The organism is Pseudomonas sp. GW821-FHT02H09, from assembly GCF_059421425.1.
Genome location: NZ_JBWKVA010000003.1, coordinates 118078 through 131384 on the forward strand (window position 1 = coordinate 118078; position 13307 = coordinate 131384).

General features: G+C 57.9%; 13 protein-coding genes. 2 read left to right on the plus strand and 11 right to left on the minus strand.

Annotated elements, in window-relative coordinates:
- The first annotated feature begins 10 nt into the window (after positions 1-10).
- Positions 11-769: a uroporphyrinogen-III C-methyltransferase gene (gene cobA / locus AC07VR_RS05035; protein WP_494992386.1), complete on the plus strand. Its 759-nt coding sequence runs from the start codon at positions 11-13 to the stop codon at positions 767-769.
- A gap of 129 nt (positions 770-898) precedes the next feature.
- Here cobA and AC07VR_RS05040 read toward each other — a convergent pair whose 3' ends face one another.
- The 9 genes from AC07VR_RS05040 to ppsA all read right to left on the minus strand — a co-directional run bounded on the left by AC07VR_RS05040 (position 899) and on the right by ppsA (position 9305).
- Positions 899-1873 carry an OmpA family protein gene (locus AC07VR_RS05040; RefSeq protein ID WP_494992387.1) on the minus strand — a complete coding sequence of 325 codons (975 nt, stop codon included), beginning with the start codon at positions 1871-1873 and terminating at the stop codon, positions 899-901.
- A gap of 107 nt (positions 1874-1980) precedes the next feature.
- Positions 1981-2571 (minus strand): RNA polymerase sigma factor SigX, encoded by a 591-nt coding sequence (gene sigX / locus AC07VR_RS05045; RefSeq protein ID WP_494992388.1) that lies wholly within the window; start codon positions 2569-2571, stop codon positions 1981-1983.
- A gap of 90 nt (positions 2572-2661) precedes the next feature.
- Positions 2662-3486 (minus strand): mechanosensitive ion channel family protein, encoded by an 825-nt coding sequence (locus AC07VR_RS05050; RefSeq protein WP_494992389.1) that lies wholly within the window; start codon positions 3484-3486, stop codon positions 2662-2664.
- Positions 3487-3488: 2 nt separating this feature from the next.
- Positions 3489-3734 carry a CrfX protein gene (locus AC07VR_RS05055; RefSeq protein ID WP_494992390.1) on the minus strand — a complete coding sequence of 82 codons (246 nt, stop codon included), beginning with the start codon at positions 3732-3734 and terminating at the stop codon, positions 3489-3491.
- Between the two features lie 63 nt (positions 3735-3797).
- The gene (locus AC07VR_RS05060) at positions 3798-4793 is read right to left on the minus strand and encodes a zinc transporter ZntB (protein WP_495010615.1); all 996 of its coding nucleotides are present in this window, start codon (positions 4791-4793) and stop codon (positions 3798-3800) included.
- Between the two features lie 26 nt (positions 4794-4819).
- Positions 4820-5311 (minus strand): ribonuclease E activity regulator RraA, encoded by a 492-nt coding sequence (rraA, locus tag AC07VR_RS05065; protein WP_262112211.1) that lies wholly within the window; start codon positions 5309-5311, stop codon positions 4820-4822.
- A 99-nt stretch (positions 5312-5410) separates the two neighbouring features.
- Positions 5411-5710, minus strand: a complete 300-nt coding sequence (locus tag AC07VR_RS05070; RefSeq protein ID WP_494992392.1) for a Rieske (2Fe-2S) protein — start codon at positions 5708-5710, stop codon at positions 5411-5413.
- 100 nt (positions 5711-5810) lie between these two features.
- Positions 5811-6800: an alpha/beta fold hydrolase gene (locus tag AC07VR_RS05075; RefSeq protein ID WP_495010734.1), complete on the minus strand. Its 990-nt coding sequence runs from the start codon at positions 6798-6800 to the stop codon at positions 5811-5813.
- A gap of 129 nt (positions 6801-6929) precedes the next feature.
- Positions 6930-9305, minus strand: a complete 2376-nt coding sequence (gene ppsA, locus AC07VR_RS05080) for a phosphoenolpyruvate synthase (RefSeq protein WP_494992394.1) — start codon at positions 9303-9305, stop codon at positions 6930-6932.
- A 176-nt stretch (positions 9306-9481) separates the two neighbouring features.
- On the opposite strand from ppsA, the gene ppsR reads away from it, so the two are divergent.
- A complete protein-coding gene (gene ppsR, locus AC07VR_RS05085) occupies positions 9482-10300 on the plus strand; it encodes a posphoenolpyruvate synthetase regulatory kinase/phosphorylase PpsR (RefSeq protein ID WP_494992395.1) in 819 nt (272 codons plus the stop codon).
- A gap of 208 nt (positions 10301-10508) precedes the next feature.
- Here the strand turns inward: ppsR and prpD are convergent, their stop codons facing one another.
- Both prpD and prpF read right to left on the minus strand, forming a co-directional pair.
- The gene (gene prpD, locus AC07VR_RS05090; protein ID WP_495010616.1) at positions 10509-11993 is read right to left on the minus strand and encodes a 2-methylcitrate dehydratase; all 1485 of its coding nucleotides are present in this window, start codon (positions 11991-11993) and stop codon (positions 10509-10511) included.
- A gap of 103 nt (positions 11994-12096) precedes the next feature.
- Positions 12097-13287 (minus strand): 2-methylaconitate cis-trans isomerase PrpF, encoded by a 1191-nt coding sequence (prpF, locus tag AC07VR_RS05095; RefSeq protein ID WP_495010617.1) that lies wholly within the window; start codon positions 13285-13287, stop codon positions 12097-12099.
- Between the last annotated feature and the right edge of the window lie 20 nt (positions 13288-13307).

Consider the following 13307-nt stretch of genomic DNA (forward strand, 5'->3'; position numbering starts at 1 on the left):
GGAATTGAACATGAGCGCAAAAGTCTGGCTGGTAGGCGCAGGTCCTGGCGATCCTGAATTGCTGACCCTCAAAGCGGTACGGGCACTGGGCGAAGCCGATGTGGTGCTGATCGATGATCTGGTGAACGAGGCCGTTCTGGTTCACTGCCCGACAGCTCGCATCATCCCGGTGGGCAAACGCGGGGGCTGTCGCTCCACGCCGCAAGAGTTCATTCATCGCTTGATGCTGCGCTATGCCCGCCAGGGTAAATGCGTGGTGCGGCTCAAGGGCGGCGATCCGTGCATTTTCGGGCGTGGCGGTGAAGAGGCACAGTGGCTCAGAGTCCATGGGGTTGAAGTCGAAATGGTCAATGGCATCACAGCAGGTCTTGCCGGTGCGACGCAATGCGATATCCCGTTGACACTGCGTGGCATCAGTCGTGGCGTGACCCTGGTGACCGCCCACACTCAGGACGATAGCAGCCTGAACTGGCAGGCCCTGGCCCAAAGCGGCACGACGTTGGTGATTTACATGGGCGTCGCCAAGCTGAGCGAAATTCGCGATCAATTGCTGGCCGGCGGCCTTGCCGCTGACACACCAGTGGCGATGATCGAAAACGCTTCGCTACCCCAGCAAAGGGAATGCCGGAGCGATCTGACAGCCATGCAGGAAGATGCCCTCGTCTTCCAGCTGAAAAGCCCGGCCATTCTGGTGATTGGCGCGGTCGCAGCACGTGAACAATCGTCAAAAGATTGCAGCCTGCGGCAGCGCCTACAGGAACGCGCTTGAGCGCATTCTCGCGCAGGAGTTGCTGAAGCCGCCGATATCTTCAATGCCATTGCAAATCTTCGCTCGACACCAAATCCAGGACAAAGAAAAGCCCGGCCTAAGCCGGGCTTTTCCGAACTACAAAGCTAATTACTTAGCGGTAGCTTCAACCTGCGCTTCTACGCGACGGTTCATAGCACGACCAGCTTCAGTTGCGTTGTCAGCAATTGGGCGGGACTTGCCATAACCAACCGAGTGAACGCGGTTAGTGTCAACACCATCCTTGACCAGGACTTGTTTAACAGCGTCGGCACGACGCTGGGACAGTTTCTGGTTGTAAGCGTCAGGACCGACGTTGTCAGTGTGACCTTCAACAACGGTGGTGGTGTTCGGGTACTGCTTCATGAAGTCAGCCAGGTTCTTCACGTCGCCGTAGCTGTTTGGCTTGACAACAGCCTTGTTGAAGTCGAACTTCACGTCCAGCTGAACACGAACTACTTCAGCAACCGGAGTTTCTGGAGCTGGCTCAGCTACTGGAGCTGCAACTGGAACTGGTGCCGGGGCAGGCTTGGAGCCGCCACCGAAGTTAACACCCAGACCGATCACAGGAGCGTAGTCCCAACGACCGTTGTCCAGCTTGTAGTCGGCTTCAACGCCGGCACGAGCGTACAGGTTGTCGGTGATGTACCACTTGGCGCCAGCGCCAGTGGTCAGGAAGGTGGACTTGTCACGACCAGTGTGGCCATCAGCAGCGACGTTGGTCATGCTGCCGTGGGAAACACCGCCTTCAACGTAAGGGCGCACTGGGCTGCCAACTGGCAGGAAGTGGTACTGGGCCTTCAGACCGAAGTGATCGCCTTTGATCTTCTGGCCGCCAGTGTTGTTGTTCGAACGAGTGTAATCGTCTTTCTCGTAAGTAGCGTTGACCGAAACGTCGTCGGTCAGGAAGTAACCGATCGAAACGCCTGGACGGCGACCGTCTTCAACGTCGTTGATGCTGTCGTTGTACTGCTTCTTGTAGAAAGCCTCACCCTCGACCGCGCCTTGGCCTTGTGCCAGAGCGCCGAACGAAGTAGCGGCAATAAGAGAACCAATGGCCAAGCCCAAGGTGTTTTTCAGTTTCATCCGTTAAATCCCCATCTGGTGATTGTAAAGCAGTCCCGCAAACCGGGGGACAACTCGGCGGCAAGTCTAACAGAACTTGCCTGCACGTAAGAGATATTTGCGCCGAACTAAGTTTCAGCAATGCCTGCAAATTTCTCACGCAATTTATCAAGAGCACGCTTGTACCGCATTTTTGTTGCGCTCAAACCCATGTGCATTATGTCTGCGATCTCCTGAAACTCCAGCTCTGCGACAAATCGTAGCACCAGAATTTCCCGATCGATCGGGTTCACGTACACCAACCAGCGATCAAGTCCACCTTTATCCTCAGGTTTCGGCATCTTCTCTTCAGATGCTTCCTCAAGGGGGTCGAGACTCAAGGCATCCATCAAGCGACGCTTTCGCCGCTCCTTGCGATACTGCGTGATGCACTCGTTGTATGTGATGCTGTACAACCATGTCTTGAACTTCGATTTGCCCTCGAAGTTCTTCAAACCGTACAACACCTTCAACATCACTTCCTGACAGACATCATCTGCATCACGATCGTTCCCTAAATAACGTGCACAAACGTTAAATAGGGTTCTCTGATAGCGCCGCATCAATTCTTCATAGGCGCGCGTTACGTGAAACAGCTCCCCGTGCGAACGCTCAACCAACTCCTCATCGGAGAGCTCTCGGGGGTCGTAGCGCATGGTTAGCGATTGGGTTTTATTCAAAACGAGTCGTGCCGACAGTCAGGTCAATGTCCGCCGCAACCCGTGTGAGCGGGCATTTTGCGGCGGCATACATTAGCAGGGTTTGCCGGGTTAGCGGCTACTAACATGCTGTTCCAGCAGTATCCGATTGGAGAGAGAGACTAGCTCACCCTCATCGGTCAGCAATGTAGTTTTAACCGTGCCGATCTCTTCGATCTGGCCTTCGACCTCACCAACACGTACTTGTTGCCCAACCTCATACAACTCACGCACATAAATTCCCGCAAGAATTTGCCCGGCAATTTCCCGGCTTCCCAACCCCATGGCCAAGGCAACCGCCAGACCAACGGTTATCAGTACAATCACGATCACATGGTTGAGCAGGTCTGTTTTGACCTCCAACTGGCTGATCGCGACCGAAATACTGATGATGATCACCAGGCCCTGAGCAATACGCCCAAGACCGGCGGCGTAATCCAGGCCTACGCCTTCTGCCGCGCCACGTACCAGCCCATTGGCCAGCTGCGCCAGCAACACCCCTACCAGCAACACCAGCGCCGCACCGAATACTTTCGGCACATACAGCGCCAGCATGTCGAGCGTAGCCGAAACCCGCTCAAGGCCGAGTGATTCTGCAGCAGAAACCAGAAAAATCAGCAAAATGAACCAATAAACGATCTTGCCGATCAAGGTCGAGATCGGAACCTGCAGGCCCGCGCGAGACAGCAACTTGGTCAAACCGGTACCGCCCATCAGGCGATCCAGGCCCAGTTTGGCCAGCAATTTGGAGAGCAAGGTGTCGAGCAGCTTGGCCACGACAAAACCCAACAGCAACACAACCAGTGCGCCGAACAGGTTCGGAATGAAGTTCGCTACCTTGGTCCACAACGCAGTCATCGCAGTGACGAGGCTCTGAGTCCAGAGATCAAGTTCCATATTCAATCAGCCTTATCAGCAGTGCGAGCAATAGGTTTACGACGGGAAACCGGCGAGACGTGGGCCGAGCCGTTATTGAGGGCAATCATCAGCGCCGGCAACCAACGCCCCAGCAAACTGAACAGATCACCCGCCCCCACCTGACGGTTGGCGGTTTTCAGTACACGGCCCAGGCAAGCAGCGTCGTCACGGGTGGACGGCGTCGCTTTAAGCATGTCACGCAGAGACTGTTCGAACGGATCGTGCATACGCACCTCTCGAGATGTCTGTGAAAGACGCGATCAAAATTCCTCGGGTCACATGCCCAAACATCAGACCCAACGTAAACGCCGGAACAACCACCATTGACCCAGAGCCACGGAAACCATCATCAGGCAGGCAATGAGGAAGCCATATGGGTTCCCCGAGAAGGGCAATCCACCGACATTTATCCCCAGCAAACCGGTCAGAAAACTCATCGGCAGAAAGATCCAGGTGATAAATCCGAAGCGGTACATCGTGCGATTCATCCGCACGTTCAAACGTCGCTCATCGGTATCCAGCACAAGCCCCACGCGCTCCCGGGTCAATTCCAGCTCTTCCAGATAGCGCGTCAGGCTGTTGTTCAATTCGTTCCAGTAGTCGCCATCGTCATTGACGAACCACGGCAATTTGATCCGGGTAAGCTGACCGAAAATATCCCGCTGCGGAGCGAGGAAACGTTTCAGCCCGGCAGCCCGCCGACGGATCTGCAAAACGGATCCATGCTCCGGCGAATACCGTTCGTCGGAATCCAGCTTTTCTTCTTCATTGTCGACAATTTCCGAGAGATCGCTGACCAGATCCTGGACCTTGTTCGTCAGGTACTGAGCCAGATAAAGGATCAGTTCCGAGGCGCTTTTCGGCCCCTTGCCTTCGGTGAGCTGCACCAATAACTCATCGGTGGCTCGCAATGGCCGCAAGCGCAATGAAATGACGCGCTGGGCGGAAGCGAAGATCCGCACTGAAACCATGTCTTCCGGCTCAGCGCCAGGATTGAGGTTAATCCCGCGCAAAAACAGCAGCAGTTCGCTGTCCGGCAGTGCCAGCAGGCGTGGTCGGGTATTTTCTTCAAGCAACAGATCGCAGCTGAACTCACTCAGACCACTGGATTTACGCAGCCAGGTCTGGGTTTGCGGGTGACTGCGATCCCAGTGCAGCCAGAGGCTTTCGTGAGATTGCAGTTGCAGGTCATCCAGTTCAGTCCGGGCTATCGAACGCGCACCGCCTTTACCATCCAGCACCAGGGCATGAACCAGCCCCCACTGCGCGTTTTCTTCCTCGAACATCCTCACCCCTTCTGTGACTCGATATTTTATTCAGGCATCTTCAGCGGACTTGGCGAGATGATCACGCCGTTGTTATCCGCATAGATGTATTCGCCCGGACGGAACGTCACGCCGGCAAAGGTCACAGCAACGTTGAGATCGCCAATGCCACGCTTGTCGGTCTTCATCGGGTGACTGGCGAGCGCCTGTACGCCCAGATCGGTTTGCGCGATGACGTCGACATCACGGATACAGCCATAGATGACCAGCCCTTCCCAACCGTTTTTCGCGGCTTTCTCGGCCAGCATGTCGCCCAACAACGCACGGCGCAGTGAACCACCGCCATCGACCACCAGTACCTTGCCATTCCCTTTGAGCTCGACCTGCTCCTTGACCAGCGAGTTGTCTTCGAAGCACTTGATGGTAACGATTTCGCCGCCGAAGGAATCACGACCGCCAAAATTGCTGAACATCGGTTCGAGCACCTGCACCAGTTCCGGGTAGGCGTCGCACAGATCGGGAGTAAGGTAATGGTTCATCGAGAAACTCCTGTAAGAGAAAAAACACGAACGGGTGTCAAAAACTACAGAGATACGCTGTTAAAGCGAGCATCGACGCTGGATCTTCAAAACATCACCTTATACGTCGATACCGATACGGTCACCTTCATACGCCAGTTTCAACATGTTCAGGCCAGGGCAGGACGGCTGCAAGGCAAGTCCGCCGGGCAACTGGAACTCCATGCCATGCCGCGCGCAACGCAACACATTGCCCACCACCGTGCCGGCAGACAACGGCGCGCCTCGATGTGGACAGCTGTCCTCAATCAGCAACGGCTGATTGTCCAGCACCAAGAGCAACAGGCTACGCCCGCCGACCTGAAAAGTTCGTCGGTAACCTTCATCCAGATTGATCAGACGCTCAAGCGGCACGAACATAAATGCTGACTCAGTAACTGAATGTGACCAAAACAGCCCAACGCGTCATATCTTAGCCGTAAGCCGACCAGAGCGAAATGCCCTTGTCAGAGCGCACCGCTCAGACCGCAGCGGCGAGACTCGACTCCTGGGTCAGCAACGGAGTTTCCTGATCTTTCAACCAGCGCTCCACCAATGGCCAGACCTCAGTCTGGGCATTTTTACTGACCAGCATCTCCACATGGCCAAAATTGTCGCTAAAGCCCTGCTCCCGTCCCAGGCAAACGAACTGCCGCAGCTCGGAGCCAAACTGATCGAAAAGTTTACGGCAGGCCCACGTCGGGTCTTGATGATCACCCGCTGCGCTCACGCCCAACACCGGCACCTGACTCTCGGCCAGCCCCGCCCACCAGTCCTTCTCCGAGTCACCAAAACGACCGAACAGCCCGTACCAGCGCATGCCTTCCAGGGCCAGCCCAATCGGCTCATCCTCGGGTCCGCGCTTGAGCCGGGAACCCGATATCCGGGCAAATCGCTTCAAAATGAATCGCCCGCTCCACTCCACCGGCGGGATTTTCAATGGCCAGTAAGTACGACTGACCTGGGTGCCGAAAAACGCTGCAGACGCAACGGCAGGCGCGCCCAGATACTGGCCGCCCAACGCCGCCGCCAGCGTGATGCCGCCCAGCGAATGTCCCAACCAATGGGGAATCTGGCCACTTTGCTCACGCACGAACGCGGCAATCGCTGGCAGATCGTAGCGGGCATAGTCGGCGACGCGGTTCTTGCTGTAGTCCTGATTGCGCCGGGACAAGCCGTGACCGCGCATCTCCGGAATCCACACATCAAAACCGGCCCGCGCCAGATAAGCGCCCAGCCCCAGACCTTTGGGCGAGTACCAGAATCGCCGGTTGGAAAAACTGCCATGAAGCAGCACCACCGGGACGCCGCGAACCTCAGGCGCATCCGCCATGCCCAAGCGGGTGACCGCCAGCTCAACGGTGCCATCAGGACTATTGCCAGGCTTCAAACGGTAGACGTCTTCGCTCAGATCACCGCGCCGCTCGGCGCTGATCAGGGCGACAGGAAATAGATTGCTGCTGCTTTGCATAATGCCTTGCACAAAAAAGGGCGGCATTCAGATGGATGCCCGCCCTACTTGAATATCTAAAAAGGCCAATCAATGACCGCAATGTCGATCTGTGTAGGAGCGAGCAAGCTCGCTCCTACAACAACACCATCAGGCCGAGGCCTGACCTTCAGCCAGGAAGAACCAGGTTTCCAGTACGGAATCGGGGTTCAACGAGACGCTTTCGATGCCCTGCTCCATCAGCCATTTGGCCAGATCAGGGTGGTCGGAAGGGCCCTGACCGCAAATACCAATGTATTTGCCAGCCTTGTTGCACGCCTGGATGGCATTGGCCAACAGTTTCTTGACCGCTGGATTTCGCTCGTCGAACAGGTGCGCGATGATCCCGGAGTCACGGTCCAGGCCCAGGGTCAGCTGGGTCAGGTCGTTGGAACCGATGGAGAAGCCATCGAAGAACTCGAGGAACTCTTCGGCCAGAATGGCGTTGGACGGCAGTTCGCACATCATGATGATGCGCAGACCGTTTTCACCCCGCGCCAGACCGTTTTCCGCCAGCAGATCGACGACCTGGCTGGCTTCGCCCAGGGTACGGACGAACGGCACCATGATTTCGACGTTAGTCAGGCCCATCTCGTTGCGAACACGCTTGAGAGCGCGGCATTCGAGCTCGAAGCAGTCACGGAACGATTCGCTGATGTAACGCGATGCGCCACGGAAACCCAGCATCGGGTTCTCTTCTTCCGGTTCGTAGAGCTTGCCGCCGATCAGGTTCGCGTATTCATTGGACTTGAAGTCCGACAGACGCACGATGACCTTTTTCGGCCAGAACGCAGCCGCCAGGGTACTGATGCCTTCGACCAGTTTCTCGACGTAGAAGCCGACCGGGTCGTCGTAGCCGGCGATGCGCTTGTCGACGCTTTCCTTGATCTCCTGCGGCAACCCGGCGTAGTTCAGCAGTGCCTTGGGGTGCACACCGATCATGCGGTTGATGATGAATTCCAGACGGGCCAGACCCACACCGGCGTTCGGCAACTGGGCGAAATCGAAGGCACGATCCGGGTTACCGACGTTCATCATGATCTTGAACGGCAGATCAGGCATGGCGTCGACGGAGTTCTTCTTGATATCGAAGCCCAGCTGGCCTTCGAAGATGAAACCAGTGTCGCCTTCAGCGCAGGACACGGTAACGCCCTGGCCGTCTTTCAACAGTTGGGTGGCATTGCCGCAACCCACCACGGCCGGGATGCCCAGCTCGCGAGCGATGATCGCCGCGTGGCACGTACGCCCGCCACGGTTGGTGACGATGGCGCTGGCGCGCTTCATGACCGGTTCCCAGTCCGGATCGGTCATGTCGGACACCAGAACGTCGCCCGGCTGAACCTTGTCCATCTCGGAAACGTCTCTGATGATCCGCACCTTGCCGGCGCCGATGCGCTGACCGATGGCGCGACCTTCTACCAGCACGGTGCCGGTTTCTTTCAACAGGTAACGTTCCATGACGTTCGCCTGGGTACGGCTCTTCACGGTTTCAGGGCGGGCCTGAACGATGTACAGCTTGCCGTCGTCACCGTCTTTGGCCCATTCGATGTCCATCGGGCACTTGTAGTGCTTCTCGATGATCATCGCCTGCTTGGCCAGTTCGCTGACTTCGGCGTCGGTCAGGCAGAAGCGCGCGCGTTCGGCCTTGTCGACATCGACAGTCTTGACCGAACGACCGGCCTTGGCTTCGTCGCCGTAGATCATCTTGATGGCTTTACTGCCCAGGTTGCGGCGCAGGATTGCCGGGCGACCGGCTGCCAGCGTGCCTTTGTGGACGTAGAACTCATCCGGGTTCACCGCGCCTTGTACGACGGTTTCGCCCAGGCCGTAGGCGCCGGTGATGAACACCACGTCACGGAAGCCCGACTCGGTATCCAGGGTGAACATCACGCCGGCGGTGCCGGTTTCCGAGCGCACCATGCGCTGCACGCCAGCGGACAGGGCGACCAGCTTGTGGTCGAAACCCTGGTGTACACGGTAGGAAATGGCGCGATCGTTGAACAGGGAAGCAAACACTTCCTTGGCAGCGCGAATGACGTTCTCGACGCCACGGATGTTCAGGAAGGTTTCCTGCTGACCGGCGAAAGAGGCGTCCGGCAAGTCTTCGGCGGTCGCCGAGGAGCGCACGGCCACCGCCATGTCGGGGTTGCCGGCCGACAGCGTGGCGAACGCGGTGCGGATTTCGGCGTTGAGCTTCTCCGGAAACTCGGCCTCCATGATCCATTGACGGATTTGCGCGCCGGTTTTGGCCAGGGCATTCACGTCATCGACGTCCAGCGCATCAAGGGCGGCGTGGATCTGGTTGTTCAGACCACTTAACTCAAGGAAGTCACGGTAAGCCTGAGCCGTTGTAGCAAAGCCACCGGGAACCGATACACCGGCACCCGCAAGGTTACTGATCATCTCGCCCAGGGATGCGTTCTTGCCCCCCACATGCTCTACATCATGGACGCCGAGCTTATCGAGGGAAACTACGTACTCTACCAAGGTGATCTCTCCACTAGCTGTGTTGGAAAAGCTCAGAACACCGGCTGCTCAATGGGAGCGTTTGCCGGCGATATGGCCTGGACCTGGAAAATAAGTGAGAATGCGGGCCATCCGAGGCCGACAAACCGCGCCTATCATATCCAAGAATCGTCACCAGCTTAAGGCCCAAGGCGCAAATGAAACGATCTGCTTTCTTTATCTCCGATGGCACGGGCATTACAGCCGAAACCCTGGGTCAAAGCCTGTTGGCGCAGTTCGAAAACATTACCTTCAGCAAAGCCATACGGCCGTACATCGACAGCGTGGATAAAGCGCGGGCCATGGTGCAACAAATCAACAATGCCGCCGAAAAGGACGGATTTCGCCCGATCATCTTCGATACCATCGTCAATCAGGATATTCGTGAGATCCTCGCGACCTCCAATGGTTTCATGATTGACATTTTCTCGACCTTCCTCGCGCCACTGGAGCAGGAGTTGAGCGAGCATTCGTCGTATTCGGTCGGCAAGTCTCATTCCATTGGCCACAACTCCAACTATATGGAACGCATCGAGGCGGTGAACTTCGCCCTCGACAACGACGACGGCGCCCGAACCCACTATTACGACAAGGCCGATCTGATCCTGGTGGGTGTCTCGCGCTGCGGCAAAACCCCGACCTGCCTGTACATGGCCATGCAATTTGGCATCCGCGCGGCCAACTACCCGCTGACCGAAGACGACATGGAGCGTCTGCAACTGCCCGCTGCCCTACGCGCCCATCAGCACAAACTGTTCGGCCTGACCATCGACCCGGACCGCCTCACTGCGATCCGCAACGAGCGCAAGCCTAACAGCCGTTATTCGAGTTATGCCCAGTGCGAATTCGAAGTACGGGAAGTGGAGAATCTGTTCCGCCGCGAGAACATCGCGCATATCAACTCCACACATTTTTCGGTGGAAGAGATTTCGGCGAAGATTCTGGTGGAGAAAGGCGTGGAGCGGCGGTTCAAGTAATTGTTGTATCGCCTGTCAGACCGCTATCGCGAGCAAGCCCGCTCCCACACTAGATCGTGTACTTCCTGTAGGAGCGAGCTTGCTCGCGATGAACGATAACGCGGTGTTATTTCAAGCGCTTAGCCCACTCATTCCCCAGCCCTGAAGCCGTCGCCAGTGCCTTGCTCAAACTGCTGATCAAGATCGTGCGTTCCGGGGCGTGCAGGCGTCAGACCACGAACATATCAACAAAGCGGTTGACCGGGGTCGCTTCAAGTGCAGCCTGGTCCTTGCACAGGGCAAAGATTTCAGCGGTACGTTGCGCGGTGAACCGGGTTGCCAGGTTGGTCTTGAACTTGTCCTCCAGCAATGGAATGCCGTCGGCGCGGCGACGGCGGTGGCCAATCGGGTACTCAACCACGACCTGTTCGGTTTTCGAGCCGTCCTTGAAGAACACTTGCAGGGCGTTGGCGATGGAACGCTTGTCGGCTTCCAGGTATTCGCGGGTGTAACGCGGGTCTTCGACGACGACCATCTTCTCGCGCAGTTCATCGATAATCGGATGGCCGGCGTGAAAATCGTCTTCGTATTGCTCGGCCACCAGGTTACCAAAGGCCAACGGTACGGCAGTCATGTACTGAATGCAGTGGTCGCGGTCAGCGGCGTTGGCCAGCTTGCCGACCTTGGAAATGATGCGGATCGCCGACTCGTGAGTGGTGATGACGATCTTGTCGATATCGCGCAGGCGATCCTTGACCTGAGCGTGCAGGGTCACGGCAGCTTCACAGGCAGTTTGCGCGTGAAACTCGGCCGGGAAGCTGATTTTGAACAGCACGTTCTCCATCACGTAGGTGCCGAATTTCTGCGAGAAGCAGAAGGAACGCTTGTCTTCAGGTTTGAGCGCCAGATCCTTGTTGGTATGGCTGAACAGCACGTCGTAGAACCCCCACTGTTTTGCTGTCAGCACACCCGGGATGCCCATTTCGCCGCGCATGGCAATGTCCGCCAGACGCACGCCACGGCTGGACGCATCGCCCGCCGCCCAGGATTTACGCGAACCGGCGTTCGGCGCGTGACGGTAGGTGCGCAGCGCCTGACCATCGGCGAACGCGTGGGACAACGCGGACAACAGTTGCTCGCGGTTGGCGCCCATCAGTTTCGCGGTGACAGCGGTCGAGGCCACTTTTACCAGGATTACGTGGTCCAGACCTACGCGATTGAAGGAGTTTTCCAGTGCGATCACGCCCTGTATCTCGTGGGCCATGATCATCGCTTCCAGCACGGCGCGAATGGTCAGGGGCGCGTCGCCATTGGCCACACGCTTCTGCGACAGGTAGTCAGCCACGGCCAGGATGCCGCCGAGGTTGTCGGATGGATGACCCCACTCGGCGGCCAGCCAGGTGTCGTTGTAGTCGAGCCAACGAACGATGCAGCCAATGTCCCAGGCAGCCTTGACCGGATCAAGGCGAAAACTGGTGCCTGGTACCCGAGCGCCAAACGGTACGACAGTGCCCTCCACGATCGGCCCCAGGTGCTTGGTGCACTCCGGAAAACGCAGGGCCAGCAGGCCGCAGCCGAGGGTGTCCATCAGGCAGTTGCGGGCAGTGTCCAGCGCTTCTTTGGACTTGATCTTGAAGTTCAGGACGTAGTCGGCAATGTCCTGCAGGACGGTGTCGTAGTCGGGGCGATAGTTCAGGTCGACATTGGCGCTCATGTTTGATTCCCTCTGTTAAGTGTGGGAACACCTGTCTTGGTCCACCTGAAAGAACGGGTCGCCGCCATCGCGAGCAAGCCTGCTCCCACAGGTTTCACCTATATCAGAAAGCATCACCCGGTACGCGCACCCAGCCTTCCATCAGCACACGGGCGCTGCGGCTCATGATGGCCTTGTTCACGGTCCACTCGCCGTTGACCTGGCTGGCCTCCGCGCCTACGCGCAGGGTGCCCGAAGGATGACCGAAGCGCACCGCACTGTGCGCACTGCCGCCGGCAGCGAGGCTCACCAGCGTGCCCGGAATTGCCGCGGCGGTGCCGATGGCCACAGCGGCTGTGCCCATCATGGCGTGGTGCAGCTTGCCCATGGACAGCGCGCGTACGAGCAGGTCCACGTCACCCGCGCAAACCAACTTGCCGCTGGAGGCAAGGTAATCGGCCGGCCTGGCGACGAAGGCGACCTTGGGCGTGTGCTGACGCTTGGCGGCTTCATCAATGTGCTGGATGAGGCCCATGCGCAGTGCGCCGTGTGCACGAATCGTCTCGAACATCGCCAGCGCCTTCGCGTCACCGTTGATGTCGCCCTGCAACTCGGTGCCAGTGTAGCCGATGGCATCCGCGTTGACGAAGATGGTCGGGATCCCGGCATTGATCATCGTCACCTTGAGCGTGCCAAGGCCTGGCACCTGCAGGTCATCGACCAGATTGCCGGTGGGGAACATCGAGCCGCCCGCACCCTTCTCCTCGGCGGCCGGGTCCATGAACTCGAGCTGGACTTCGGCGGCAGGAAAGGTCACGCCGTCGAGCTCAAAATCACCGGTTTCCTGCACCGCGCCGTCAGTGATGGGCACATGGGCGATGATGGTCTTGCCGATATTGGCCTGCCAGATGCGCACCGTCGCCACACCGTTTTGGGGGATGCGGCTGGCGTCCACCAGACCGCTGCTGATGGCAAATGCGCCGACCGCCGCAGAGAGGTTGCCGCAGTTGCCGCTCCAGTCGACGAAGGGCTTGTCGATGGAGACCTGACCGAACAGGTAATCGACGTCGTGGTCGGGCCTTGTGCTCCTGGACAGGATGACCGTCTTGCTGGTGCTCGAGGTCGCAGCCCCCATGCCATCGATCTGCTTGTCATACGGATCCGGGCTACCAATCACCCGTAGCAACAGTGCATCGCGTGCAGCGCCCGGGATCTGGGCAGATTCGGGAAGGTCTTGCAGGCTGAAGAACACGCCTTTGCTGGTGCCGCCTCGCATGTAGGTGGCGGGAATCTTGATTTGCGGTACGTGAGCCATGTTTTTCCTTATAGGCCGGG

What these genes read in the sequence shown, in the direction of transcription:
- rraA (WP_262112211.1), bottom strand. Translation starts at nt 5,311, where the DNA reads ATGAACCATTACCTTACTCCCGATCTGTGCGACGCCTACCCGGAACTG.
- cobA (WP_494992386.1), top strand. Translation starts at nt 11, where the DNA reads ATGAGCGCAAAAGTCTGGCTGGTAGGCGCAGGTCCTGGCGATCCTGAA.
- prpD (WP_495010616.1), bottom strand. Translation starts at nt 11,993, where the DNA reads ATGAGCGCCAATGTCGACCTGAACTATCGCCCCGACTACGACACCGTC.
- AC07VR_RS05055 (WP_494992390.1), bottom strand. Translation starts at nt 3,734, where the DNA reads ATGCACGATCCGTTCGAACAGTCTCTGCGTGACATGCTTAAAGCGACG.
- ppsR (WP_494992395.1), top strand. Translation starts at nt 9,482, where the DNA reads ATGAAACGATCTGCTTTCTTTATCTCCGATGGCACGGGCATTACAGCC.
- AC07VR_RS05040 (WP_494992387.1), bottom strand. Translation starts at nt 1,873, where the DNA reads ATGAAACTGAAAAACACCTTGGGCTTGGCCATTGGTTCTCTTATTGCC.
- prpF (WP_495010617.1), bottom strand. Translation starts at nt 13,287, where the DNA reads ATGGCTCACGTACCGCAAATCAAGATTCCCGCCACCTACATGCGAGGC.
- AC07VR_RS05060 (WP_495010615.1), bottom strand. Translation starts at nt 4,793, where the DNA reads ATGTTCGAGGAAGAAAACGCGCAGTGGGGGCTGGTTCATGCCCTGGTG.
- AC07VR_RS05070 (WP_494992392.1), bottom strand. Translation starts at nt 5,710, where the DNA reads ATGTTCGTGCCGCTTGAGCGTCTGATCAATCTGGATGAAGGTTACCGA.
- AC07VR_RS05075 (WP_495010734.1), bottom strand. Translation starts at nt 6,800, where the DNA reads ATGCAAAGCAGCAGCAATCTATTTCCTGTCGCCCTGATCAGCGCCGAG.
- AC07VR_RS05050 (WP_494992389.1), bottom strand. Translation starts at nt 3,486, where the DNA reads ATGGAACTTGATCTCTGGACTCAGAGCCTCGTCACTGCGATGACTGCG.